This window comes from Paraburkholderia caffeinilytica, from assembly GCF_003368325.1.
In the GTDB taxonomy this organism is placed as follows: Bacteria; Pseudomonadota; Gammaproteobacteria; order Burkholderiales; family Burkholderiaceae; genus Paraburkholderia; species Paraburkholderia caffeinilytica.
On record NZ_CP031467.1, the window covers coordinates 3014882 to 3040422 of the forward strand.

General features: G+C 61.9%; 25 protein-coding genes and 1 tRNA gene. 15 read left to right on the plus strand and 11 right to left on the minus strand.

Annotated elements, in window-relative coordinates; all coding sequences use genetic code 11:
* Positions 1-16: 16 nt before the first annotated feature.
* Complete coding sequence (locus tag DSC91_RS29775; RefSeq protein WP_115782141.1) at positions 17-937, minus strand: LysR family transcriptional regulator; 921 nt, start codon at positions 935-937, stop codon at positions 17-19.
* A 170-nt stretch (positions 938-1107) separates the two neighbouring features.
* Between DSC91_RS29775 and speB the strand changes: the two genes are divergently transcribed.
* Positions 1108-2097: an agmatinase gene (gene speB, locus DSC91_RS29780; RefSeq protein WP_115782142.1), complete on the plus strand. Its 990-nt coding sequence runs from the start codon at positions 1108-1110 to the stop codon at positions 2095-2097.
* 105 nt (positions 2098-2202) lie between these two features.
* Here the strand turns inward: speB and cytX are convergent, their stop codons facing one another.
* A complete protein-coding gene (cytX, locus tag DSC91_RS29785) occupies positions 2203-3519 on the minus strand; it encodes a putative hydroxymethylpyrimidine transporter CytX (protein ID WP_115782143.1) in 1317 nt (438 codons plus the stop codon).
* Between the two features lie 543 nt (positions 3520-4062).
* Here cytX and DSC91_RS29790 point away from each other — a divergent pair.
* The 3 genes from DSC91_RS29790 to DSC91_RS29800 all read left to right on the plus strand — a co-directional run bounded on the left by DSC91_RS29790 (position 4063) and on the right by DSC91_RS29800 (position 7138).
* A complete protein-coding gene (locus DSC91_RS29790; RefSeq protein WP_115782144.1) occupies positions 4063-5376 on the plus strand; it encodes a replication-associated recombination protein A in 1314 nt (437 codons plus the stop codon).
* Positions 5377-5569: 193 nt separating this feature from the next.
* The gene (gene serS / locus DSC91_RS29795; protein ID WP_115782145.1) at positions 5570-6865 is read left to right on the plus strand and encodes a serine--tRNA ligase; all 1296 of its coding nucleotides are present in this window, start codon (positions 5570-5572) and stop codon (positions 6863-6865) included.
* A gap of 183 nt (positions 6866-7048) precedes the next feature.
* Positions 7049-7138: transfer RNA gene (locus DSC91_RS29800), tRNA-Ser, on the plus strand.
* 514 nt (positions 7139-7652) lie between these two features.
* Here the strand turns inward: DSC91_RS29800 and DSC91_RS29805 are convergent.
* The 3 genes from DSC91_RS29805 to DSC91_RS29810 form a co-directional block, all read right to left on the minus strand.
* Positions 7653-8045: a hypothetical protein gene (locus DSC91_RS29805; protein WP_115782146.1), complete on the minus strand. Its 393-nt coding sequence runs from the start codon at positions 8043-8045 to the stop codon at positions 7653-7655.
* 117 nt (positions 8046-8162) lie between these two features.
* Complete coding sequence (locus DSC91_RS37690) at positions 8163-8495, minus strand: hypothetical protein (RefSeq protein ID WP_162831479.1); 333 nt, start codon at positions 8493-8495, stop codon at positions 8163-8165.
* A 283-nt stretch (positions 8496-8778) separates the two neighbouring features.
* Positions 8779-9303, minus strand: coding sequence for a hypothetical protein (locus tag DSC91_RS29810; RefSeq protein WP_115782147.1), 525 nt, complete (start codon positions 9301-9303; stop codon positions 8779-8781).
* Positions 9304-9775: 472 nt separating this feature from the next.
* On the opposite strand from DSC91_RS29810, the gene DSC91_RS29815 reads away from it, so the two are divergent.
* From DSC91_RS29815 to DSC91_RS29850, 8 genes are all read left to right on the plus strand, one after another.
* The gene (locus tag DSC91_RS29815; RefSeq protein WP_115782148.1) at positions 9776-10534 is read left to right on the plus strand and encodes a hypothetical protein; all 759 of its coding nucleotides are present in this window, start codon (positions 9776-9778) and stop codon (positions 10532-10534) included.
* A 42-nt stretch (positions 10535-10576) separates the two neighbouring features.
* Positions 10577-11767 (plus strand): transporter substrate-binding and LysM peptidoglycan-binding domain-containing protein, encoded by a 1191-nt coding sequence (locus DSC91_RS29820; protein ID WP_115782149.1) that lies wholly within the window; start codon positions 10577-10579, stop codon positions 11765-11767.
* A 271-nt stretch (positions 11768-12038) separates the two neighbouring features.
* Complete coding sequence (gene map, locus DSC91_RS29825; RefSeq protein WP_115782150.1) at positions 12039-12824, plus strand: type I methionyl aminopeptidase; 786 nt, start codon at positions 12039-12041, stop codon at positions 12822-12824.
* A 185-nt stretch (positions 12825-13009) separates the two neighbouring features.
* A complete protein-coding gene (locus DSC91_RS29830) occupies positions 13010-13543 on the plus strand; it encodes a GNAT family N-acetyltransferase (protein ID WP_115782151.1) in 534 nt (177 codons plus the stop codon).
* Positions 13544-13769: 226 nt separating this feature from the next.
* Positions 13770-14609 carry a septum site-determining protein MinC gene (gene minC, locus DSC91_RS29835; RefSeq protein ID WP_115782152.1) on the plus strand — a complete coding sequence of 280 codons (840 nt, stop codon included), beginning with the start codon at positions 13770-13772 and terminating at the stop codon, positions 14607-14609.
* Positions 14610-14713: 104 nt separating this feature from the next.
* Positions 14714-15529, plus strand: coding sequence for a septum site-determining protein MinD (gene minD, locus DSC91_RS29840; protein WP_006048490.1), 816 nt, complete (start codon positions 14714-14716; stop codon positions 15527-15529).
* A gap of 14 nt (positions 15530-15543) precedes the next feature.
* A complete protein-coding gene (gene minE, locus DSC91_RS29845) occupies positions 15544-15807 on the plus strand; it encodes a cell division topological specificity factor MinE (protein WP_028196771.1) in 264 nt (87 codons plus the stop codon).
* 171 nt (positions 15808-15978) lie between these two features.
* Complete coding sequence (locus tag DSC91_RS29850) at positions 15979-16290, plus strand: YXWGXW repeat-containing protein (RefSeq protein ID WP_115782153.1); 312 nt, start codon at positions 15979-15981, stop codon at positions 16288-16290.
* A gap of 234 nt (positions 16291-16524) precedes the next feature.
* Here DSC91_RS29850 and DSC91_RS29855 read toward each other — a convergent pair whose 3' ends face one another.
* Complete coding sequence (locus DSC91_RS29855) at positions 16525-17949, minus strand: chloride channel protein (protein WP_115782154.1); 1425 nt, start codon at positions 17947-17949, stop codon at positions 16525-16527.
* Positions 17950-18161: 212 nt separating this feature from the next.
* Here DSC91_RS29855 and waaC point away from each other — a divergent pair, with 212 nt between their 5' ends.
* Both waaC and DSC91_RS38565 read left to right on the plus strand, forming a co-directional pair.
* A complete protein-coding gene (gene waaC, locus DSC91_RS29860) occupies positions 18162-19166 on the plus strand; it encodes a lipopolysaccharide heptosyltransferase I (protein WP_115782155.1) in 1005 nt (334 codons plus the stop codon).
* A 718-nt stretch (positions 19167-19884) separates the two neighbouring features.
* On the plus strand, positions 19885-20019 hold the full coding sequence (locus DSC91_RS38565) for a hypothetical protein (RefSeq protein WP_256390474.1): 135 nt from the start codon (positions 19885-19887) through the stop codon (positions 20017-20019).
* 162 nt (positions 20020-20181) lie between these two features.
* On the opposite strand, the gene DSC91_RS29865 is transcribed toward DSC91_RS38565, so the two are convergent.
* From DSC91_RS29865 to DSC91_RS29875, 3 genes are all read right to left on the minus strand, one after another.
* The gene (locus DSC91_RS29865; protein WP_093643889.1) at positions 20182-20361 is read right to left on the minus strand and encodes a hypothetical protein; all 180 of its coding nucleotides are present in this window, start codon (positions 20359-20361) and stop codon (positions 20182-20184) included.
* Positions 20362-20459: 98 nt separating this feature from the next.
* Positions 20460-21767, minus strand: coding sequence for an MFS transporter (locus DSC91_RS29870; protein ID WP_115782156.1), 1308 nt, complete (start codon positions 21765-21767; stop codon positions 20460-20462).
* A gap of 246 nt (positions 21768-22013) precedes the next feature.
* Positions 22014-22565, minus strand: coding sequence for an energy transducer TonB family protein (locus DSC91_RS29875; protein WP_115782157.1), 552 nt, complete (start codon positions 22563-22565; stop codon positions 22014-22016).
* Between the two features lie 177 nt (positions 22566-22742).
* Between DSC91_RS29875 and DSC91_RS37695 the strand changes: the two genes are divergently transcribed.
* Positions 22743-23012: a hypothetical protein gene (locus DSC91_RS37695; protein ID WP_162831480.1), complete on the plus strand. Its 270-nt coding sequence runs from the start codon at positions 22743-22745 to the stop codon at positions 23010-23012.
* On the opposite strand, the gene argH is transcribed toward DSC91_RS37695, so the two are convergent.
* Positions 22984-24390 (minus strand): argininosuccinate lyase, encoded by a 1407-nt coding sequence (argH, locus tag DSC91_RS29880; RefSeq protein ID WP_115782158.1) that lies wholly within the window; start codon positions 24388-24390, stop codon positions 22984-22986. The two genes, DSC91_RS37695 and argH, sit on opposite strands and share 29 nt — an antisense overlap.
* A gap of 145 nt (positions 24391-24535) precedes the next feature.
* On the minus strand, positions 24536-25348 hold the full coding sequence (locus DSC91_RS29885) for a helix-turn-helix transcriptional regulator (RefSeq protein WP_115782159.1): 813 nt from the start codon (positions 25346-25348) through the stop codon (positions 24536-24538).
* Positions 25349-25541: the final 193 nt, after the last annotated feature.

A 25541-nucleotide genomic window follows, 5' to 3' on the forward strand; every position in this document is an offset into this window, starting at 1 on the left:
GGGCTACGCCGAACCGCTACTCATCCGCTTCCAGCACCTGCATTGGGTGCGCGGCCTTCATATCGTCGATAAACGCTTCGACGATATCCGTCCGATGCTGCCGCGCCCGCGTGACCATATGAAACGCCACGCGGTAACGCATCTGTGCGGGATTCAACGCGGCCAGCAAGCCTTGCTTCACGAACGGCGCCGCGAAATGCCCCGGCAAATAGCCGAGATGATGCCCCGACAGCACCAGCATTGCGACCGCTTCCATGTTGTCCGCGACGGCGGTGACGTTCTGCGGCGTGGTCGAACTTTCGGCCTCGGGCAGCGGATAACTGCGCCATGCCCATTCGTGAGCCGCAGCCTCGGCAGGTGAAACATCGCCCGCCGAGGCGAACAGCGGATGCCCCTTTGCGCAATACGCGAACTGATCTTCGGCGAACACCTCGGTGTATTCGAGCGACGGCACGCGATGCCAGAAATAGCCGATGCCGACCTGAATGCGGCCGTTCAGCAGGAGTTCTTCGAGCTCGCCCGGCGAGCGCACCAGAATCGAAAATCGCACCGACTGATCGCGCGCCCGAAACCGGCCGATCGCGTCGCTGATACGCGCACTTGCCGATACCGGCGTGTGGCCGATCATGCCAATATCGAGTGTGCCGACCAGTTTGCGGCCGACATTGCGCGCCTGCATGCCGAAGGTGTCGACGGCGGCTAGCAGGGCACGGGCCGCGTCGATGAATTGCTCGCCACGCGCGGTCAGGCTGAAGCCGCCGCGGCCGCGCTCGCACAGCCGGTAGCCGAGGCGCGTTTCCAGCGTGGCGAGTTGCGTGCTGATGGTTGACTGGCCGACGTTGAGCGTGGCCTGGGCCGGCGAAACGCCGCCGGCGTCGACGATGGCGAGGAAGACGCGGATCAGCCGCAGGTCGAGATCGGTGAGTTGGGAGAACATACGTCAGGATACATCGCTGCAAATCAATGTGAAGTTTATTCTGTTTGTATTTTAACTTGCGGGAAACTGCTCAAGAATCGAGATTCATCCGGCAAGGTATGCTTTTTCATTGACCCTTCGGCCGGTTTGCCCGTTTCTGTTTGCTGCCCCCTTTTCATTGCCGAGACACGATGAATACTTCCTCCTTCATTTCCCCCGAGGCCGGTGAACGGCCGCAGCCGCTGTCCGGCAACGCCATGCCCCGCAGTGGCGGTATTGCGACGATGATGCGGCTGCCGAACGTCGGCTCGGCCGAAGGGTTCGACGCCTGCTTCGTCGGCGTACCGTTCGATCTCGGCACCTCGAACCGCACCGGCGCGCGCTTCGGACCGCGCCAGATCCGCAGCGAATCGGTGCTGCTGCGCCCCTACAACATGGCGACGCGTGCGGCGCCGTTCGATTCGCTGCGCGTGGCCGATCTCGGCGACGTCGCGATTAATCCGTACAACCTGCACGATTCGATCACGCGCATCGAAACCGCCTACGACGAAATCCTCCAGCACGACTGCAAGCCGATCACGCTGGGCGGCGACCACACGATCGCGCTGCCGATCCTGCGCGCGATTCATCGCAAGCACGGCAAGGTCGGCCTGATTCACGTCGACGCCCACGCCGACGTCAACGACACGATGATGGGCGAGAAGATCGCACACGGCACGCCGTTCCGCCGCGCGGTGGAAGAGGGTTTGCTGGATTGCGACCGCGTCGTGCAGATCGGTCTGCGCGGCACGGGTTACGCGGCTGAAGACTTCGACTGGTGCCGCGATCAGGGCTTTGAAGTGGTGCAGGCCGAGGCGTGCTGGAACCAGTCGCTCGTGCCGCTGATGGCGCGCGTGCGGGAACGCATGGGCGACGGTCCGGTGTACATCACGTTCGACATCGACGGTATCGATCCGGCTTTCGCGCCGGGCACGGGCACGCCGGAAATCGCCGGTTTGACGGTGCCGCAGGCGCTTGAGATCATTCGCGGCTCGCATGGGCTGAACATCGTCGGCTGCGATCTGGTTGAGGTCGCGCCGCCGTACGATCCGTTCGGCACGACCGCATTGCTCGGCGCGAATCTCGCGTTCGAATTGCTGTGCGTGTTGCCGGGTGTCGAGTATCGGGCGTCGAAGCGTTGAATAGCGCGTTGAGCTGCGTATTGAGCTAGTCAGGCTTGATGACGTATGAAGAGAAAAGGCCTGCATTTGCAGGCCTTTTCTGTATTGCAAGGATGCTTAAACGACTCAAGCGTAGGCAGTCTTCCGTGCCGACACCAACGCCAGATAACACACCGCGCCAATCACCAACGCGGGCAACGTAGCACCCAGATTCGGCAGCCATTGATTGATCACCTGATACGCAACGATCCCAATTGCCCACGACACAAACGCACTCAGATGCCAGCCGCCCGAGAAGCCATAACGGCCGTGCACGTCGGCGAGCACAGCCGCTTCAATACGACGCTTGCGCACGATGAAGTGATCCACCAGCACCACGCCGAACAGCGGTGCGAACACGGAGCCGATCAGCAGCAGGAAGTTCTGATACTTCGCCATCGGCACGAGCAAGGCGATCGCCGTACACAGCGCGCCGAATGCCGCCGACAGCAACGGCACGCTGCCGCGCGTCCAGAACGTACCGGTCGAGACCGCTGCCGAGTGGATGTCGGCGAACGCGTTGTCCACTTCGTCGATCAGGATCAGCAGCAGGGCGAGACCGCCGCCCGCTTGCGCCAGCGCGCCGGTCAAGAGCGCATCGCCTCCGCCTGCCGCGAGGCCATAGATCGCGCCGAGCGCGTAAAACCAGATGTTCGCAATGCCATAGCCGAGCAGCGTGCCGCGGAAGGCCTCGCCCGGGCGACGGCCGAAACGCGTGTAGTCGGCGATCAGCGGCAGCCACGAGAGCGGCATTGCGACCACCAGATCGATGGCGCCGCCGAACGACATCTCGCCCGTGCCAGGACGGCGCATCAGCGCAGCCAGATCGTGCTTGGCGAGCAGATTCCACGAGAGCCACGCTGCGCCCGCCAGCAGTAGCCAGATGCCCCACGTGCGCAGAAACCGGCGCACGAACGACAGCGGACCGCTGATCGCCAGCAGCGTCGCGAGCAAGCCGAAGATCACGGTCCAGATCAGCGGCATCGAGAAACCGAAAGCCTGCTTGGCGAGCGCATCGGCGGAATCGCGCATCACGATCACCTCGAACGAGCCCCAGCCGACCAGTTGCACCGCGTTCAGCACCGCGGGCACCGAGGCGCCGCGCACACCGAGCGTCGGCCGCAGCGACGACATCGCGGCGAGCCCCGTATCCGTGCCGATCACGCCTGCCAGTGCCAGCAATACGACGCCGATCACGCTGCCGATCACGATCGCCAGCAACGCGTGCGGCAGCGATAGCCCCGGCACCAGCAGCGCGCCCGCCTGCGCGACCAGCAGGCCGATGCCGAGCGAGAACCAGAGCGCGAAAGCGTCGCCGGTGCGGAACGCGCGGCGCGCGTCGGGCACCGGCGTGAGCGGTGCGTAGGTGGAGCCGGCGTCGCCGGCGAGTGGATCTTGTGCCATCTGGTCTTGTCCCTGTGTCGACCGGAGTTAGCGCTTTAGCTGTCGACCAGAGTTCGCGCGTCGGGTGAAGTTGGCGCTTTAGCGCTTACTCCAGCCCCATAGCGCGTTACTCTGGTCCCATGCAAAGCTTCTTACTCCGGTCCCATGCAACGTAGTTGCGGTTTGTGTTGCCTTTAAATTCGCGTGCAATGCCCGTGTTGCCGGTCAATCCGCGCGCGATGTTAGCGTGTCAGGCTGTCGGCGAGATTACTGGCTAATCGGCGCGCTCATTGGCGTGCGATTTTGCCAGCTGAGTGCTCGGTTCAGTTATCGGTCTCGCTAGCCTGCTGATTCGGGTGCTTTTTGCGTTGCTCATCGCAGATGATCTTGCTCGAACCTTGCTGCTCGAATCTCTCCGGCACAGCGCGCGCCCATCGCCCAGGCGCCGTCACTGTCATAATGCAGAGCGTTGCCCGCACCCCTGCGTGCTGGCGTGGCTCACCGGCAGCACGCCGCCTTCACACGGACCGCGTCCGGAAAAGCCGACATTATCCCTAAAACGTCATGTTTGAAGAAACCCGTGCCAATGTTCCGCTCGCCGAACGCCTGCGGCCCCGCAATATCGACGAAGTGATCGGCCAGAAGCACCTGCTCGGCCCGAACAAGCCGTTGCGGGTCGCTTTCGAATCCGGTGAAGCCCATTCGATGATCCTCTGGGGCCCGCCCGGCGTCGGCAAAACCACGCTCGCGCGGCTCATGGCCGATGCGTTTCATGCCGAGTTCATCGCGCTGTCCGCGGTGCTCTCGGGCGTGAAGGACATCCGCGAAGCCGTCGAGACCGCGCAGATTCATCGCGCGAACGGACACCAGACGCTGGTGTTCGTCGACGAAGTGCATCGCTTCAACAAGAGTCAGCAGGACGCATTCTTGCCGCACGTCGAGTCGGGGCTGTTCGTGTTCGTCGGCGCGACGACTGAGAATCCGTCGTTCGAGGTGAACAGCGCGTTGCTCTCGCGAGCCGCTGTCTACGTGCTGAAGAGCCTCACCGACGAAGAACAGCGCGAACTGCTCGACCGCGCGCAGCAAGAGCTTGGCGGCCTCACGTTCACGGACGAAGCCCGCGACGCCCTGATCGGTTCCGCCGACGGCGACGGCCGCAAGCTGCTCAACAACCTGGAAATCGTCGCACGCGCGGCGGCCCGGCAGAAGTCCACCGAAATCGACGGCGCCTTGCTTGGCAGCGCGCTCGCCGAGAATCTGCGCCGCTTCGACAAAGGCGGCGACGCATTCTACGACCAGATCAGCGCGTTGCATAAATCGGTGCGCGGCAGCAGCCCGGACGGCGCGCTGTACTGGTTCTGCCGCATGCTCGACGGCGGCGCGGACCCGCGTTATCTCGCACGGCGCATCGTGCGGATGGCGTGGGAAGACATCGGCCTCGCCGACCCGCGTGCGGCTCGCATCGCGCTCGACGCGTCCGAAACCTACGAGCGGCTCGGCACGCCCGAAGGCGAACTGGCGCTGGCGCAGGCGATCATTTATCTGGCGGTCGCGCCGAAGTCGAACGCGGGGTACAACGCGTACAACGAAGCAAGGCGGTTCGTGAGCAAGGACCAGTCGCGCGGCGTGCCGGTGCATCTGCGCAACGCGCCGACCAAGCTGATGAAGGAACTCGGCTACGGTCACGAATACCGCTACGCGCACGACGAACCCGATGCCTACGCGGCCGGCGAGACCTATCTGCCGGACAACATGCGCGACCCGCATTGGTACGAGCCGACGCCGCGCGGTCTTGAAGGCAAGATCGGCGACAAGATGGCGCGTCTGGCCGAACTCGACGCGCAGTGGCGCAGCGAGAACAAGCCGAAGAAGGGCTGAGCTTTTGCGGCTCGCCGAGGGCCTCGTTTTGTGCGTCCGTTGGCGCCGTTTCTCGCGCCTCGGCCGGCGCCTTGCCGCGCATCGTTTTCCGCGCCTTGCCGCCGTTCCGCGCGTCTTGACGACCTAACGCACCGGCCGCCCGCGCCGGTGCGCTAAAATCCCAGCTTCATATAACGAACACCTGCCCCATCCCATGCTCGACATCCAGCTGCTGCGCAAAGACCTCGACGGCGTCGCCAAACGCCTCGCCGACCGCGGCTATACCCTCGACGTGGCGGCTTTTGCCGCCCTCGAAGCGGAACGCCGCGACACCCAGACCCGTACCGAAGAGATGCAGGCGCGCCGCAACACGCTGTCGAAGCAGATCGGCGGGATGAAAGGGCGAGGCGAGGATACGTCGGCGCTGATGGCCGAAGTGGGCGGGATCGGCGACGAGATGAAGGCGTCCGCGGCCAAGCTCGACGATATCCAGAAGCGCCTGTCCGACCTGCTGCTCGGCGTGCCGAACCTGCCGCACGAAAGCGTGCCCGCGGGCAAGGACGAAACCGAGAACGTCGAAGTGCGCCGCTGGGGCACGCCGCGCCATTTCGACTTCGAGGTGAAGGATCACGTCGACGTGGGCACGCCGCTCGGCCTCGATTTCGAAACCGGCGCGAAACTGTCGGGCGCGCGTTTCACGTTGCTGCGCGGACAGATTGCGCGGCTGCATCGCGCGCTGGCGCAGTTCATGATCGACACGCACACGCAGCACCACGGCTACACCGAGGTGTACACGCCGTATATCGTGAATCCGGAGATTCTGTACGGCACCGGCCAGCTGCCGAAATTCGCCGACGACATGTTCCGCGTCGAGAAGGGCGGTGACGAGAACACGGTCACGCAGTATCTGATTTCGACGTCGGAAATTTCGCTGACGAACACGGTGCGCGACAGCATTCTCGAAGCGGACACGTTGCCGATCAAGCTGACCGCGCATTCGCCGTGCTTCCGCTCGGAAGCGGGTTCATATGGCCGCGATACGCGCGGGCTGATTCGCCAGCATCAGTTCGATAAGGTTGAGATGGTGCAGATCGTCGCGCCGGAAGCGTCGTATGACGCGCTTGAGGAGATGGTCGGTCACGCTGAGACGATTCTGCAGAAGCTCGAACTGCCGTACCGCGTGATTACGCTGTGCACCGGCGATATGGGTTTCTCGGCTGCGAAGACGTATGACCTGGAAGTGTGGGTGCCTGCGCAGAATACGTATCGCGAGATTTCTAGCTGTTCGAATACTGAGTCGTTCCAGGCTCGCCGCATGCAGGCGCGCTTCCGCAATGCGCAAGGCAAGCCGGAGCTGGTGCATACGCTGAACGGTTCGGGTTTGGCTGTGGGCCGTACGCTCGTGGCCGTGCTGGAGAATTTCCAGAACGCGGATGGTTCGGTGACGGTGCCGGTGGCGCTGCGTCCGTACCTCGGTGGGGTGGAGCGGCTGGAAGTGCCGGCGGCTTGAACGGCGCGAGGCTGATGCGCGGTTAATGCCGCTACCGATTGCCAAGTCTCCTTGAAATTTTTTTGACGAGGGGCTTGGAAATCGGATTCAGCTGTTCTATAATCTTTCTCTCCCAAGCAACGACCCGCTTGGATCTGACTCAGTAGCAACCAAGCGGCACTGTCGCTGTGAGTCGGAAGACCCGGAAAGGTGGCAGAGTGGTCGAATGCGCTGGACTCGAAATCCAGTGTACCTTTAGGGGTACCGTGAGTTCGAATCTCACCCTTTCCGCCAAATTTAAAAACCCCCGCTGAACGAAAGTTCTGCGGGGGTTTTTGCTTTTGGGGTGGTCGATGAAGCGCATTCGGTACGACGTGCGGATCAACCTGCTGCTTTCGAATACATGATAGGGCATCGACTCGAGATCCATTTGTTCAGGGACCGGGAACGCGTTTCCGCAATAGTCGATTTCGACATAGCTCAGATGTCCCGAATCATTGGCGAACAAAAGTATTTCTAGTGAGCCGGTGTTGCCGTCCTTGGCCAGATCACGAAAGTCGGCTTCGAATACCAGACCATAGCCGTACCCACTTGGGACTATTCTTGGCGCGCGTTCGGGCGCAGCCATTGATAGCGTGAAACTGTTGCAACCACATTCGCACACTTTGACGATGCCCGCGTTCGTGAACCGGGCCGCGAGCGCTTCGCGATTTGGGAATTGGCAACGCTCCAGGATAAATGCAATCCAGGCGGCGGCGCGGTGAACGTCATTCTTCGCGTGGCTCATAGAAGAGGGGCGGTGCAAATGTCAGGTGTTGTCGGCGCGGGAGGTTTTGCGTTTGACGGCCCATTTGTAGCGTTCAACCAGTCGGGCAGCAGCGGCCAGAGCTTGCTCCCGCCAACGATCCTCGACGGCTCGAATGTGGATATCCTCGCGCGCCAACGCATAAGGGGCCCAATGCGCTCGAACTTCGCCCACAGGCAAATGATTGCTCTCCGACGTAATGGCGCGGAACAACTGGAACTCAGGTTCGTTTTCGGCCCTTGTCCAGGAAGCGAGAGGACACATTGCACGAGCCGTTTCGATCACGCCCAATCTACCGCTAAGCAAATCCTTTGCTCGGGCGTGAATCTTTCGGCAATGCTTTCGCCAGAGCGCCTCGTTTGTAATTCCCATTGGCGTCGGGAAAGTTGGTTCCATCGGCTTCCTGTAGTTGATCCGGAATTAAGCCATTCGTCGAGGGCGATTCGTACGTGGACGTCGAGCGTTCGAAATGGCGGCTAAAGCCGCCATGATCATGCTTAGTGTTGTGTTTCGTCAGTTGGCTCGAGGGCGTTCGGCAACTTCAGTAACTTGTTTCCTTGACCGCCGTGCCATCAGCGATCCTGCGAGCATTCCGCGATACAAACCCACATCAGTCTTGGCCCGTCGCTCCGACTGACACGCTATTCCTTCCAGCGCAAGGATCAATTGCTCGTTGTCATCCGCTGACCAGCCGCCAATCCGGACCGACTGCGCAATGGCCGCTAACCGTCCAAATTGCTGGACATAAAATTCCCCCGCGCTTGCCGCTGCATCGAGCAGACCTTCGATAAACTCATCGTGCGTACGGGGTTTGGAAAGAGACGAAGGGGTATTTGAAGAAGTCACAAGACACTCCCGTTACATGATTGAGCCGCTATCGCGCGGCCATGTGCGGGTAGGTGATTCGAGCTGTCAAACTCGGCCACCTTTGTCCAGGCGACATCCAAAAGTATAAATCACCGCACCCAGCTAGAGATCAACCATCCAGGCAAATCGGAATCTTCTTCACGCCCCTTGCGGTTCATAGATACGCAAGTAGGATCGCGCGTCTCACAACCGAACGAGGCAGCGTTTCACCCGCCCCGACGGTGTCCGTCGAATCGCATCAAGTCAACCCATAACCCCCGCCTCAAAAGCCGTGCCAAACAGAAAGCGTCGCACCCGTATCGTGCGAATGGAGAACCGCAACCCGTGCCGTTCCAGAAAAGACCCAGTCGTCGACGATCAACGACAACCTTCGCTGCGGTTGCGCGCCGAGCGTTAGAGTCGCGTTTGGCAACTGGACTATTGAGAGCTGCGGCGCGGTCGATGGCCCCAGATTGAGATAACTCGATGCCTGCTGCGGCGCCGCCTCAGGCGTTGGCGTTGGCCTGGCATTCCCGGCGGCAAATCGAAAATCGCGGGTCGCCTGCGTGCTATAGAAACTTTCGATCTGCGCGTAAAACGGCTTTCTCCGATCCGACTGATATTCCATGTCATAGCGGTGCAAATACCGTTGCGGTTCCGGAATGGGCGGAACAACCGTCTCGGGTAGCGACGCGATACTCGCAACGGTCATCTCTTCGGCCGAATCGATGACAAGGTCGCCCGCGAACGCATATTGGCTCAGCATAAAAAATATTGCGCCGACAATCCTTTCGCTCAGGCAGGTCATGACCATGCCTCCAATGAAGGAATTGAAACGTCACGTTACTGACCGTTACGCCTAAGTGGACCGCCGACCGCCCCTGCAGTTTTGCTTTAATCAATACATTGTAGTCAGCCCTTCGCTTCTGGCTAGCAATGTATGCAGCGCCCTCCGTGCTCCGGAGATTGAGGTGGGACGCGGTACGGCCTGGCGCACGAATTGAAAGCAATTAGAAATAAATATGACGCTTTTTTGTCAGAAACATTCCCGACTGAATTCGATGTGCGCAGCCACTGCCTATTAGATCGATTCGCGTTCTCGATCCGCCGAACGACGGTGAAAAATAAGTGGCACTTCCCGAGTCGTCTGAGTGCCTGTAAAGTCATACAGCGTTTTCGCGTCGGGTCTAAAAATACCGACACCAAACGCATAGCCACAACGATGTCCCGAATAGTTTGCAAGACCGGTGTTGTAAAACAGGCTTCAAAAGGGGATTCACATGTCAGTCGGCAATTCGGTCGTTGACACGACCAAAAGCAGCACGAAATACAAAGTCATCAAGTGGTCGATTATCGGGTTGTGCATTGCTATCGGCGCACCGCTCGCCATTTTGCTGGTCAAGGGCCTGGTCGGCCTGATCCTCGCGGCGGTGATCGGGCTTGCGGCGATCAACTTCGGTCCCGTGCTCGCCATGAAGTTCGCGAACCAGAAGGTCAAGATGTTCGTGAACGAAGCGAAGTCGAACCCGATCGAGACGCTCTATAACGAGCTGGCCGAAAAGCAGGAAGGCGCCGAGCGGTTCAAGAAGAGCATCACCGACTTCCGCACCGAAGTAAAAAACTTCGAAGATAAAACCGCGCAGTTCAAAAAGCAGTATCCCGAAGACGCCGCGCGTTTCGAAACCCAACTCGCGACGATGAAAAAACTGCTGGCGTTTCGCGAGGGGCGCTATAAGCAGGTACAGGACGAACTCAAGCGATTTTCCGACGCGATCGACCGGGCCAAAGCACTGTGGGATATGTCGCAATCCGCGCAACGCATGAACAAGATTGCCGGCATGCAATCCAGCGACACGTTCGCGCAAATCAAGACGGACGCCGCGCTCGATTCCGTGATGAACTCGGTCAACAAGGCATTTTCCGAAATGGAAACGTCGCTGATGGAAAGCGCGGAAGTGCAGCAAGCCAAGGCCGCTACCGAGCTGGGCGCGATCAATCCGCCCGCCCAGCAACTGGGCTCGCCCGCAGCGCCCAAATAATCAGGCGCGCGTCGCTCGACCACTCAACTCGATCGAAAAACAATGAAGAAAATTCTGGCTTCGGTTCTTTTCCTGATCTTGCTCGCTGCCGGTTGGTATATCCACGAGGGCGGCCTGAAAAATCCGCTTAACACCGGCCAGAGCGCCGACAAAGACACCGTCGCGGTGAGCGGCGGAGGGAACGGCGGGGTGAACGGCGGGGTGAACGGGATAGACACCGGCAACCCCGGCAACGCCGACAAAACACCGGCCCCGAGCAACCCGGACGGTTTCGTGCCCAACAAGGACACGCTGAAGTCGATCCTGAGCAACGGCGTCGTACGCGTCAGCGTCGAAAATCCCTCGCGGCCGTTTTACTCGGAAGACAACGGCAAGCCGCAAGGCTTCAACGTCGACTTCGCCAACCTGCTGTTCGCCCAGAAAGAGTTCACCTCGGGCGACCATCCGACCATCGCGGTCGACACGCATCACGGCGTGGACACGTATCCGGCGGTCCCGGATCAACTGACGAAAACCGACAAGCAGGGCAACACCGTCGTCGACGTCGCCATGGACGGCCTGACGTTCCCCGACAACACCCCGAGCGGCGTGGTCTATTCGATTCCCTATGTCGAGGACTTCGGCTATTCGTTGATTGTCGCCAAGGGCTCGCCGGTCCGCTCCGCAGCCGATCTGGCGGGCAAAACGCTCGGAGTGCTGCAGGGCGATCCGGACGTGAAGGCGTTTGTGCAGAAAGCGTTTCCGAATAGCAAAATCGTCGAGCTATCGGATGCGAGCATCGAGGGGCAGCGTTCCTGGATGTCGCACTTCCTGGACGAGCATCAAGTCGACGCCATCGTCTACGACTATCCGTTCGGCGTATCGGAGATCAAGGGCACCGACCTGACGTTCGCGGTCACGAAGCTGGACGGCTCCAACCTCGCGTACAAGATCGGCGTGCGCAAGGAGGACAGCGCGCTGCTGATTTACCTGAACTCCGCGATTGCGAAGGTGAAGCAATCGCCGGCCTATCTGGACCTGCTGCGTAAATACTTCATCAGCGACCAGGTGCTCACCACCGCTGCGACCGGCGGCGAGAAGACCTACGTGGTCCGCTCCGGCGACACGCTGAATGCCATTGCCGCGAGCCAACTGGGAAGCGGCGCGCGGTTTGTGGAGGTGCAGAAGCGCAACAACCTGCCGAACCCGAACCTCATCCTGATCGGGCAGCACCTGATCATTCCGGTGCGCTGACGCGGTAGGTTTTCATGCCGGGCCTTCGCGGCCCGGCGACGCCGAGCGCAGCCATTACAGTACATACATGCGCTGCTCAGCCCGACAATCGAAAACATCAATAAGTTATGCTGACTTATTGCCGGATTCAGACATAACAGCGCTCCTCAGACGGTTCGCTGCCAATGCTGCGGACTCGCGACGCATACGCGTTTCCCGGCTCGGGGAGGCTGTCTGGCGATCCTCTGTACAATTGGACGATCGTCATCATCGACCCACCTCGACCGAATTCATGGCCATTACCTACAAGACTCCTGACGACATCGCCAAGCTGCGCATTTCCGGCCGCCTCGCGGCCGACGTACTGGCGATGATCGGCGAGCACGTCAAGGCCGGTGTCTCCACCGACGAGCTTGACGCACTGTGCAACGACTACATTGTCAATACACAAAAGTCGATTCCGGCAAATGTTGGCTATTTGGGTTTTCCGAAGACGGTATGCACGTCCGTCAACCAGGTGGTGTGCCACGGCATTCCCAACCGCAGCGAAATCCTGAAAGACGGCGACATCATCAATATCGACGTCGCGATCATCAAGGACGGTTATTTTGGCGACACCAGCCGCATGTATTGCGTCGGCCAGCCGAGCACCGTGGCGCGCCAGTTGATCGACACGACCTATGAAGCGATGCTGGCCGGCATTCGCGAGGTCAAGCCAGGCGCTACGCTTGGCGACGTCGGCTACGCCATCCAGAAGGTCGCGCAGCGCGACGGCTTTTCTATCGTGCGTGACTATTGCGGGCACGGCATCGGCCGTGTCTATCACGAAGACCCGCAAGTGTTGCACTACGGTCAGCCGGGCCAGGGCGTGCGTCTGAAGCCGGGCATGGTCTTCACGATCGAGCCCATGATCAACGCGGGCCGCGCCGGCACTGCGGTGCAGCGTGACGGCTGGACGGTGGTCACCAAAGACCGCTCGCTGTCGGCGCAATGGGAGCACATGATCGCCGTGACCGAAGAAGGCTACGAGCTGCTGACGCCGTGGCCGGACGGCACCGGCGCTTACGAAGCGCCTTGAACGCAGTCGCCCGCGCGCCTGACGAACCGGCTATCAAGGCGGCAGGCGTGCGAATTGCTGCGCAGTGGGCGCGCGGCGCCTGCACCTTGAAGCGGCGCTGCGGTTCAATCCGGTAAATAAGGATTTGACTCGCGCGCCGGTTCGGTTAAAGCTACGCCTTAGGGTTTCAAGGGGTTTCCGTCTGCATGAGTCCGTCATTGACCGTTCGCCGTATCGCCGCTGATCAGGGCGCCGTTTTCCGCGAACTCCGTACTGCGTCGCTGCGGGAGGCGCCCTATGCCTTCGGCGAAACGCTAGAGGACGCGCTGTCGGCGGATGCCGCCACGTTCGACGCCACCGCTGCCGACCACGCTGTTTCGTTTGTCTTCGCCAGTTTCATCCTCTATACCGAGGGGCATCCTGCAGGACTGATCGAAGCCTATTTCGACGACTCCGCGGCGCGTCGCGCGTTCGTCTGCGAGTTGTGGGTGGCGCCGGCCGTGCGTCATCTGCGAGGCGGTGAACTGCTGGTCGACACCGCCAGTTCCTGGCTCGCCGGCGAAGGCGCGATGGAAATCTACGCCTGGGTCGCCGACGCCAACCGCAATGCGATGCGCTTTTATGAGGCGCTCGGCTTTGGTCCGACCGGCGAGCACCGGCGCGTCGCACGCGCGCCCGAGCAGGTCGAAAGCCTGCTGGTGCGACACGTGCCGACCACTTCGCAGGTATTTCAGCAGTGATCCCGCGAGCGGCGCGTCTGCCTGCCGCTCACTTCCCATCCCCATCCGCGTCGCTACAGCGTTCATCGCCGAGTTCATGGCCAGATAGGCGGCCTAAGCACGGCCTGAATGGCCGAGGCGTGGCCACGTCATGGGTATTCAGGCCGCAGTGCCGCGTTCTCTCGGCAAAAAAACTCGCTCGTCGCCTGGACGCCTGTAAAATACGCAAAATTTTTTGCCGAACGCTATGTCGCCCAAGAAATCGCCCTTTTTCGAACTCCGCAGCGGCTCTGTCGACACGCTCCTGTTTGTGGTCAAGACAACCGACCTCGACGCAATGCGTGCCGAACTGACCCGGCGCTTCGAGGCGACCCCCGAATTTTTCGCTAACGATGTCGTCGCGATCGACGTGCGCCGGCTCGCCGAGAACGAACGCGTGCCGCTCGCCGACATCGCGCAACTGCTCGACAGCGTACGCATGCGTCCGGTCGGCGTGGTGGCCAACGCGCACCAGACATGGGCAGTGGAATCCGCGCTGCCCTTGCTCGAAGCGCGTGACCGTCGCGGCGCTTCCGCAAAGTCCGCTGACGAAGAAGCCGCCCATGCGGCCGTGACGGCACCGGAAGCGCCCGCCACGAACGCGACGCTGCCGGACGATCTGTTCTCGGCAGCACCCGTAGCGGCCACACCGGCCACAGCCGCCGCGGTCGAACCCGCACCCGCGGCCGAGCCCGTGCGCCTCGCCACGTCGTCGCAAACCACCGTGGTCGACAAGCCGCTGCGCTCGGGCCAGCGCATCTACGCGAAGGGCGATCTGGTCGTGCTCGGTCTGGTGAGCTACGGCGCGGAAGTGATCGCGGAAGGCAACATCCATATTTACGCGCCGCTGCGCGGCCGGGCGTTGGCCGGCGTGCAGGGCAATCACGACGCGCGCATTTTCTGCACGTGTCTCGAACCGGAACTGATCTCGATCGCGGGCATCTATCGTACGACCGAGAACCCGCTGCCGGCCGACGTGCTCGGCAAGCCGGTACAGATCTGGCTCGAAGAAGAAAAGTTGATGATTGAACCGCTGCGGCTCACCTGATCGACGTGAAGCGCGCGCTGCCCTGAACGCACACGGCACGCGGGGCTTCACGGCAAATATGGCCGCACATAACTGACGAAATTGACGAACACAAGGTAAGGGTAATGGCAAAAATCATTGTGGTGACTTCGGGCAAGGGCGGCGTGGGCAAGACGACCACGAGCGCGAGTTTTGCATCGGCCCTCGCACTGCGTGGCAGCAAAACCGCCGTGATCGACTTCGACGTCGGCCTGCGCAATCTCGACCTCATCATGGGCTGTGAGCGCCGTGTGGTGTACGACCTGATCAACGTGATCCAGGGCGAAGCCAATCTGAATCAGGCGCTGATCAAGGACAAGAAGTGCGAGAACCTGTTCATCCTGCCGGCCTCGCAAACGCGCGACAAAGACGCGCTGACCATGGAAGGCGTCGAGAAGGTCATCAACGACCTGATCGCGATGGACTTCGAATTCATCGTCTGCGATTCGCCGGCCGGTATCGAATCGGGCGCGCTGCTCGCCATGCACTTCGCCGACGAAGCGCTGATCGTGACCAATCCGGAAGTCTCCTCGGTGCGTGACTCGGACCGTATCCTCGGCATCCTGTCGTCGAAGACCAAGCGCGCGATCGAAGGCAAGGAGCCGATCAAGGAACACCTGCTGATCACCCGCTACAACCCGAAGCGCGTGAGCGAAGGCGAAATGCTGTCGCTCACCGACATCCAGGAAATTCTGCGCATCGATCTGATCGGCGTGATTCCGGAATCGGAAGCGGTGCTGCATGCGTCGAACCAGGGGCTGCCGGCCGTGCACCTCGACGGAACGGACGTTGCCGAAGCCTATAAAGATGTCGTGTCGCGTTTCCTCGGCGAGCAGAAATCGCTTCGCTTTACCGATTACCAGAAGCCAGGGCTGCTGCAGCGCCTCTTCGGCACCAAGTAAGGGGAGCGCACGTAATGTCGATTCTTTCGTTTTTGCTGGGCGAGAAGAAGAAGTCCGCGTCGGTAGCGAAGGAACGCCTGCAGTTGATCATCGCGCACGAGCGCGCCGGCGGCCATGCGCCTGCCGATTACCTGCCTGCGTTGCAACGCGAACTGGTGGCCGTGATTTCAAAATACGTGAAAATTTCCAACGACGATATTCGCGTGAGCCTGGAACGCCAGGACGACCTCGAAGTGCTCGAGGTCAAGATCGAAATACCGCAGGCGGGTTCCGCTTAACCTGCTGCGCGCTCTGTTTCATTTCGTCGATGTGACGTGATGAGATGGAGCGCGTCGAAATAATCCGTTGCACTTCAACGTGCGCCGTTACACGCGCGCAGTCAGCGTCTTCCTTCCCTCGCGCATTAAACGGATAACGCCGCACTCGGTGTCTATCCAAAGAGGGAAAACATGAACAAGACCTTTCGCTTGCTGATCGCCAACGCTGTTCTGATCGCGGCTGGTGCGTCCGCTGTCGCCTCTGCTTCGGCCGAGGAAATCGTCGTGATCGCGCCGTCCGCACCGCCGGCCGTGCGTTACGAAGCCGTGCCGGCGCCGCGCGTCGGCTATGTGTGGGATCACGGTCATTGGCGTTGGGATCACGGCCGCTATGTGTGGGTCGCGGGCCACTGGCAGGCCGAGCGCGTCGGCTACCACTGGGTGCCGGGCCACTGGGTCGAACACGGCCCGAACTATCGCTGGGTCGAAGGCCACTGGGCGTAAGTCCGCAGGCTCCAGCAGCGTGCGGCACGGCGCGATCCATACCGCGCGTGCCGTTCCCTCCAGTTTGACGATACAGGCGTAGCGCATGCGCCCGGCGTAGCTGCACGCCGGTGTTTCAGAGGAACACGTGATGAAAAAGAATCTGCTTCTGATCGCCGTACTGGCGGTCATGCTCGCCGGTTGCGTGGTCGTGCCGGCGCGGCCGGTTTATATGCGCGCGCCGGCGGTTGTCGTTTACTGACGCGGGGCGCCGTCTTCAGCGGGTGCCTCGCCGGTGATCTCATCGACGGCCGCGGGTTCGGGCGCCTCGACTTCAGGTATTTCAGGTGCTTCAGGCACCGGCGCAGGTGCAGGCTGCGGCAGCGGCGCCATATAGCGCTCCGCCAGCGATTCATACAACGGCGGCGCGAAGAATCGCGCCACGCGGCTCGCAATCAACGCGGTGGCCATCAGCGAAATCACCAGTGCATGACCGTCGATCATTTCCATCACGATCACGAACGACGTAATCGGCGACTGCGTGACGGCGGCCAGATAGCCCACCATCGCGAGGGCGATCAGCATCGGCAATTGCATCGAGTCGAACACCATGTGCAGCAGATTGCCGAAGCCCGCACCGATCGACAGCGACGGCGCGAAGATGCCGCCCGGGATGCCCGGCAGATACGAGCCGACCATCGAGATCATCTTCAGGAACGGATAGAGCACGGACAGGTGCTCATGCCCTTCGAGCAGGCCACGCGCTTCCGCATAGCCGCTGCCGAAAGTCGTGCCGCCGGAGACGAGGCCGGCCAGCGCGATCACGAAACCGCACAGCGCGGCGAACGCGACTGGCCGCTCGCTGTGCAACTGGCGCAGCGGCGCCGGAATCCAGCGCGCGGTGTTCAGCAGCAGCCAGCCGAACACGCCGCCCGCAATACCGGTGACGATTGCCGTGAGCACGACGGCCACCGCCAGCAGATCGGGAAAGTGCGCGCCGATCTGGATGGTGCCGAAATAGGTGTAGTTACCGTTCAGCCCAAGCGCGATCACACCGGCGATGATGATCGCCGTAATCAGCACGCCGCTCGCACGGGCCTCGAAGCTGCGCGTGAGCTCCTCGATTGCGAACACGATGCCCGCCAGTGGCGTATTGAACGCCGCGGACAAACCCGCTGCCGCGCCCGCGAGCACCAGCTGCCGCTCGATCTGCGCGTTCGAGCGCGGATACAGCCGCCGCAGATTGAACATCAGCGCGGCGCCGACCTGCACGGTCGGCCCTTCGCGTCCGATCGTGAAGCCGCCGAGAATCGCCAGAAACGACACGGCGATCTTGCCGAACAGAATCCGGAGCGATAGCAGCCGTGCGCCGTATTCTCCCGGCCTGGCATGCAGGGTGGCGATGACTTGTGGAATGCCGCTGCCTTCGGCGCCGCGGAAGAACTTGCGCGTGAGCCAGACGGCGAGTGCGGCGATCGCTGGCGTGACGATCAACGGCGCCCACTCGTGCTGCTGCTGCATGGTGCGGAATTCGCCGTAGCCCCAATCGATCAACCTTGCATACAGCACCGCCACGAGGCCGACGGCGATCGCGCCGAGCCAGAAGATGCCGTATTGACGCCACAGGCGCCTGGCGCGACGCGCGATGCCGGAAGAGAAGGGAGCGAATGCCCGGTACATGGGGAATGTGCTGGCGCAAAGGGTGAATTATAAAGCGCGCCGTATCGACAAAACGGTATGAAAGTGTTTTGAAATATAGTAAAAAGGATATTTGTAAACTTTCAGTGTAACGCGTTGTATTAATGACCAGATGGCGTGCCGCCGCGTTCAGCGAAGATTATTCCAATCGTCGGCTAAAATGGTTTGATGCTCGAACAACTAATAGGTCCTCAATGAAGCGAGTCCTTATCGTCAAGGTCACTTCACTCGGCGATATCGTGCAGGCATTGCCTGTCGTCGCCGACATCAAGCGCGCGTTTCCCGGCGTTGAAGTGGACTGGGCGGCCGACGAGGCATTCGCCGAAGTGGTGCATTGGAGCACGAGCGTGGACCGCGTGCTTTCCGCACCGCTGCGCCGCTTCAAGAAGGCGCGCCGCTGGGGCGATTTCAAGGCGATTGCAGCGTCGATCGCCGAATTGCGCGCGTATCGCTACGACTTCATCATCGACATTCACGGCGTGTACAAGAGCGCGATCATCGCGTTTCTGGCGCGTTCGTCGCAGCGTATTGGCTACCAGTCCCAGGATCTCGGCGAGCGGGGCGCCGCCTTTGCCTACACGGGGCGTTTCGGCCCGCGTCCGCGGTGCAATGCATGGCACGGCATGCGCATCAGCGCGGGCGAGGCGCTGGATTACGAGGTCGAAGGCCCGGCCGTCTACAGTCTGCGCTTGCCCGAACCGGCCACCGCACCGTTTGCAGCTGATAGCGCGCCGGTCGCGGCGCTGTTTCACGCCACCTCCAAAGACGACAAAAAGTGGCCGCTGACCCATTGGGTGGCGGTCGGCCGCGAGTTGGCGCAGCGCGGCTTTCAGGTGGTGCTGCCGTGGGGTTCGGAGGGCGAGCGCGCCGAGGCGGAGCAAATCGCGTCACAGGTACCGGGTTCGACCGTCCTGCCGAAGCTGAGCGTGACCGAAATCGCGCAGATGATCGACGCGTGCGCCCTGGTGGTCGGCACGGATACAGGTTTCGTTCATCTGGCGCATGCGTTGCAGAAGCGCACGGTCATGATTTTTGTGGCGACCTCGCCGTCGCATTGCGGTATTGACGCGCCGTTCCGCTCGATCTCGATCGGCGACGGTCACTCGGTGCCGCCGGTCACCGAGGCACTCGAGGCGATCGACTACGTGCACAGCGAGCCGCGTACCGTCGCCATGCAGCACGGATCGGCCGCAGCCTGAGCGCAGCTTCGCAGCGCGTTCGCGCAATCGTTTGCCAAAAGAAAAGAGGCGCGACGCGCAGTCGCCCAATCAAACGAGCGCTGCCACGGAACGCCTCCGAAAACGCCCGCGTCGGGGAACTACGGGCGGAGAGGAATCGCTGCAATGAACATACTGACTCACGTACTGAACGGTCACCTCGAGTGACCGACTCGGTTCTCAAGAGACCGCCGCCCGGCGGTCGAGTTCAATGCCGCATTCATCAAGGCATGCCGCACGCGTGCCGGCGGATTTCCGTGCCGCTCGTCGGCGTCCGGCAGCCAATTACTTGCGGCCGTTCACAGCGTTCGGACAAGCACCGCGCATTACACGCCTGTTAAATCTGTCGCTATTCGTTGAGTGCCTAATTGGCTGCATGCACAAGCCTTTGCATGGCTATTGGCTCAGCCATGACTCATGGAAACGCGTACGCCATACCCACGATCAGTGCCTCGTTCCGCGCACCCGCCACTGGCACGGCTTGCACGGAACGCGCATGTTCAAGGCAGTATAGGCGGTGTTTTTGTCTGAGGTGAATCCGTCGTTGTCGTGCTTGAGGCGCCGCGAGTCTTGGGGCCCGAAGGTGTAACACCCCTGAGATTTTCCCTTACAAATGGCAACCCTCGCGCGGGGCAGGGTCGTGTTCAATCGAGTCATTCGGGGTTTCGGCTCGAATGAATCTGACTCGAAGGAGAACAATATGAAACGCTTAATCCTGACCCTGATCGCAGGCACGTTGCTCGCAACGGCGCTCGGAGGCTGTATCGTTGCACCGGCGCCTGGCTATTACTACGGTGGCGGTTATTACCATCACGGCGGGTATTACTACCGGTAACGGCTAGTGGCGCGTGGACGGTCCGGGCGTAGCGCCAAACGCCGACGGCTGCCGGTTGCCTGCATAGGCACGGGCAGCCGCTCAACGGCTCCTTCGGATGATGTCGGACTGCTTCCACCGCGCCCAACCCTGTACCACGGGTGTATCGCGGCGTTCGAGCGCTCAGGCGAGCAGCATTTCGAAAGCGATCACCGCAGTGATCGCAGCCGCATTCGCGGCCAGCGCTTCCACGACAATACCCTTCCACGTCGCGGGACGAAAGCGCAAAGCCAGCAGCAGCGAACATAGCAACGCCAGCGCGATGATCATCACGATGTCCGCGTTGTGAAGGTGAATACTCATCAGGGCCTCCCTGCTTGCCTTAGGGTTATTGGAATCGAGTATAGGCAAGTCAAAAAGACGCGCAAGGCAGGGGATTTACCAGCGCGCCTTTGCCCGGATCACATCAGTTGCGAATCGCGCGTTTCGCGCATGCACAGCACACCGATCATGCTGACGGCCGCTGCAATCGAAACATAGGCGCCCACCCACGGCAGCCCGCCGTGCGCGGCCAGCACCTGCGCGATATACGGCGCAACCGACGCGCCGAGAATCCCGCCGAGGTTATAGGACACGCCTGCACCGGTATAGCGCACGTTGGTCGGAAACAGTTCCGGCAGCAGCGCGCCCATCGGCGCGAAGGTCACGCCCATCAGGAACAGTTCGATCACGAGGAACAGCAGCACCAGCGGCGTCTGTCCGCTGCCGAGCAACGGCGCCATGGTGAAGCCCGACAGGATCGCTGCGACGATGCCGACGATCAGCACCGGCTTGCGGCCATAACGATCGCTCGCCCAGGCGGAGAGCGGCGTGGCGAGCGCCATGAACACGACCGCGATGCACAGCATGCCGAGGAAAGTCGGCCGGGGAATATGCAGGACCGATACGCCGTACGACAGCGAAAACGTCGTGGCGTTGTAGAACAGCGTGTAGCAGACCACCATCGCCAGCGCGCCGAGGAGGGTCGGCAGCCCGTGTTGCGAGAACAGCGTGGCGATCGGCACCTTCACGCGTTCCTTGCGTTCAATGGCCGCCTGGAAGGCCGGCGTCTCGGCGATTTTCAGGCGCACGTACAAGCCGAGCACGACCAGCACCGCGCTGACGAGGAACGGCACGCGCCAGCCCCAGCTGCGGAATTGCTCGTCGCTCAACGACAACGCCAACGCGAAGAACAAACCGTTGGACGCCAGAAAACCGATCGACGGTCCCAGTTGCGGGAACATCCCGAACCAGCCGCGTTTGCCGGCCGGCGCGTTCTCGGTGGCGAGCAGCGCCGCGCCGCCCCATTCGCCGCCCAGTCCGATTCCCTGACCGAAGCGCAGCACGCACAGCAGGATCGGCGCGAGGCTGCCGATCGAGTCGTAGCCCGGCACGAAGCCAATCAGCGTGGTTGACACCCCCATCACCAGCAGCGACGCGACGAGCGTCGACTTGCGGCCGATCCTGTCGCCGAAGTGACCGAACAGGAACGAGCCGATCGGCCGCGCGACGAACGCGATGCCGAACGTGACGAAAGCCGACAAAGCCTGAGCGGTCGCCGAGCCGTGCGGGAAAAATACCGGTCCGATGACGAGCGCCGCAGCGGTCGCATAGACGTAGAAATCGTAGAACTCGATCGCGGTGCCGATGAAGCTCGCGAGGATGATCCGCGCGCTGCTGGTCTGCCCGGGCGCATTGGGCTGGGCCGCGGAAATCGGCGAAGTGGACATGCAGGGTCTCCTTATGTCGCGATGCCGCCGGGCGCCACACTGCGATATGGGGCGCCGCGTGGTCAGGCGGTATCTTTGTTTAAGTTCGTGTGCTTAGGCGCGTCTCGCCGGCGGGTGATGCTTTCTTCGGCGCGGGCGATGAAGCGACAGCTTACAACGGCGGACGTCAGTCGTCAGCCGTTAGCGCTCGTGCGCGATAGCGGTCATGCAGGAGGAACAACCAGGCGGGGTCCGTGAGGCGGGCGTTTACTCAATGGTCTGCGCTTGCGGCGAGGCGAACTCGCGCAGCTGGAACTTGCCGTTGTCGTTGAACAGCCAGTCTTCGAACAGTTCGAGCTGGCCACGGCCGTTCAGCAATTTACCGGGCGGTTGCGGCAGCGGCGCGGCGCGCCGCAAGGAGGCGAGCGCGGTGCTTTCGGCTTCGTCGTCGCCATTGGTGCGATATACCGACGACGCCACCACCTGTCCATCGCGATCCACCGTGAACGACACCACCACCAGCGAGCGCAGCATCGCTTGCGGCGTGCCGCGCAGCACATACGAAGGGCTGCGTTCGATGATGCGTTGAGCGACCGCGCTGCGATACTGGTCGAGCGTCGCGCTGTTGACGGCCGCGACCGGCGTGATGATGAGTGGGCGACCGGGCGGTGTGATCGTGCAGCCTGCCAGCGTTGCGAGCGCCAAAACCGAAGCCGCCGTCAACGAGGAAGCTGCGCCATGCGCATGCGACAGGGATGCGCTAACGCGTGAAGCGAAGCGTCCAGTCAGGCGGCGAAGGTGACGTGTGCGAATGGACATCGTCGAGGAAAGCACTGTGACGGGATCTAACTTGATGGTAGTCAAAAAACGCCAGGATGCAATTCTCGTTCACCCGATCCGTGCGTGGACCAACGCATGTAACGGGTTGAAATATGATCGGATTTCTCTTCGGCCAAAACACGCCTACACTTCGTTGGCCTCTTTCTAGAGGCATCGGTGGAAGTCTTTCATTTGGCCCGCTTCGCGCGGGCTTTCTTTTTTTGCGCGAGGCTTTGCGCAATCAATCCAGCCGCGAAATTGCCGCGAAACAGCGGCGAAAATAAAAAAGGCGAACCCGTCGAGGAGTTCGCCTTTGTTTTCATGCGCGGTCTGGCGCGGGCAGTGATGCTTGCGGCTATGTCAATGCAGGCCGTCTGCACGCCTTGCTCGACGCGGCAGTGCGCGCCGGGTTTTACCTTTACTTCAACGCTTCCCGCGCAGCCTTGACCGCTGCGAGCACCTGCTCGGGCGCGGTGCCGCCCGGATGATTGCGGCTTGCCACCGAACCTTCGAGCGTCAGATACGAGAACACGTCCTCGCCAATCAGATGCGCGACGTTCGGCAGTTCCTTACGCATTTCTTCCAGCGTCAGGTCGGCCAGATCGCAACCACGATCGGCACACACGCGAACCGCCAGCGCTACGGCTTCGTGCGCGTCGCGGAACGGCAGGCCGCGCTTGACGAGGTAGTCGGCCAGATCGGTTGCCGTGGAGAAGCCTTGCAACGCGGCATCGCGCATGGCTTGCGGCTTCACCGAAATACCCGCGACCATTTCAGCAAAGATGCGCAGCGTGTCCGCAACCGTATCGACGGTGTCGAACAACGGTTCCTTGTCTTCCTGATTGTCCTTGTTGTACGCGAGCGGCTGACCTTTCATCAACGTCAGCAGCGCGATCAGATGGCCGTTCACGCGGCCGGTCTTGCCACGCGCCAGTTCGGGCACGTCGGGGTTCTTCTTCTGCGGCATGATCGACGAGCCGGTGCAGAAACGGTCGGCCAGATCGATGAAGCCGACGCGCGGGCTCATCCACAGCACGAGTTCTTCCGAGAAGCGCGACACATGCGTCATGATCAATGCCGACGCGGCCGTGAATTCGATCGCGAAGTCGCGATCGGACACCGCGTCCAGCGAGTTCGCGCAGATGCCGTCGAAGCCGAGCGTCTTCGCCACGGCATGACGGTCGATCGGATAGCTGGTGCCGGCCAGAGCCGCAGCACCGAGCGGCAGACGGTTCACGCGCTTGCGGCAATCGATCATGCGTTCGGCGTCGCGCGAAAACATTTCGACGTAGGCGAGCAGGTGATGGCCGAACGTGACCGGCTGCGCGACCTGCAAGTGCGTGAAGCCCGGCATGATGGTCGACGCGTTCTTTTCCGCCATGTCGAGCAGGGCCGTGCGCAGTTCCGTCAGCAGGCCGCCGATACGGTCGATTTCGCCGCGCAGCCACAGACGGATGTCGGTGGCCACCTGGTCGTTACGCGAACGGCCGGTATGCAGGCGCTTGCCGGCGTCGCCGATCAGCGCGGTCAGGCGCGCTTCGATGTTCAGGTGGACGTCTTCCAGATCGAGTTGCCACTCGAACTCGCCTCGCTCGATTTCACCCTTGATTTGCGCCATGCCGCGCTGGATCGCGGCGAGGTCGTCGGCGGCGATGATCTTCTGCGCGGCCAGCATCGCGGCGTGCGCGAGCGACCCTTCGATGTCGACGAGCGCCAGACGCTTGTCGAAGAAAACCGACGACGTGTAACGTTTGACGAGCTCCGACATCGGCTCCGAGAAGCGAGCCGACCAGGCTTCGCCTTTTTTGTGCAGTTGGGACGTCATGGTGTTGGGCAGTTGAGCGAGGTGAGGAGGCTGACGGCGTTTGCGTACGGGCAGGCGCCGCCGAAGCGAAGAAAGACAGGGATTTTAACACCGGCGGGCGGCGTCCTCGACACGGCGCCCGCTGACTGTCCAGGCAAAGCGACCGCTATTCCCGCACCAGCACGACCAGCTTCAGATCCTCGCGATGCGCGGGCTTGAAGGTGATCTGGTCGTAGACGATGCGGCCGTCGCGCGGATGGTTGAACTCGCGCCGGCCGCCTTCGCGGCCGCCGACGTCCTGCGAGGCCCAGAAACGGGCGAACGCGTCGCTGGCTGCGGTCAGCGAGTCGATCAAAGCACGTGTCGGCGCGTCGTTCAGATGGCGAATCGAGTCGGCGCGGAATTCCGCGGCGAGGCGCCGCGCGCGCGTTTCCCAATCGACGATCAACTCACGGGCGGCCGGTTCGGTGAAGGTGTAGCGGAGCAGATTGCGGTCGTGCCCGCCGTCGAGCCAGCCGACGAACAGGTCGGCGGCGCGCTCGTTCCAGGCGAGCGCGTTCCACTGCCGGTCGAGCACGTAAGCGGGCGCGTTCACGAGCTGCACGGTTTCGAGCAGGGTGGCGGGCGCGTCGGCGGCGGCCGGATCGGGCTCGGCCGGGTCGCGTTGCGCGGCCAGCTCGAACAGATACGCCCGCTCGGCGCGCGACAATTGCAGCGCGACGGCGATCCGCGCCAGCGCGTCGGCGGAGGCGGAGACGGGCCGGCCCTGTTCAATCCACGTGTACCAGGTCGGGCTCACGCCGCACAGCTGCGCGACTTCCTCACGCCGCAAACCAGGCGTCCGGCGGCGCGGACCCGGTGGCAGGCCAAGCGCTTGCGGCGAGAGCCGTTCGCGGTGAGCGCGGATGAAGTCGCCGAGGGCGCGGGCGGGTGTGGCGTCGAGCGGCGGGGGATTCTCGGCGGAGGACGGCGTGGTCATTCTTCCTGGGCGGCGCTTGAAGGGGTGTCGGAGTCGTGTCGACGTGGTGCCGGGGTGGTGTTATCGATACCAGAATAATTGCTTAACTTGTACTGGTACACGGCGGGTTCTATTGTAACGACTGGAACGACGCAGTGCCGTCCGGACCAACCCGCGCTCAAGCACGGCGCAATCCCACATCAATAACCGGAGC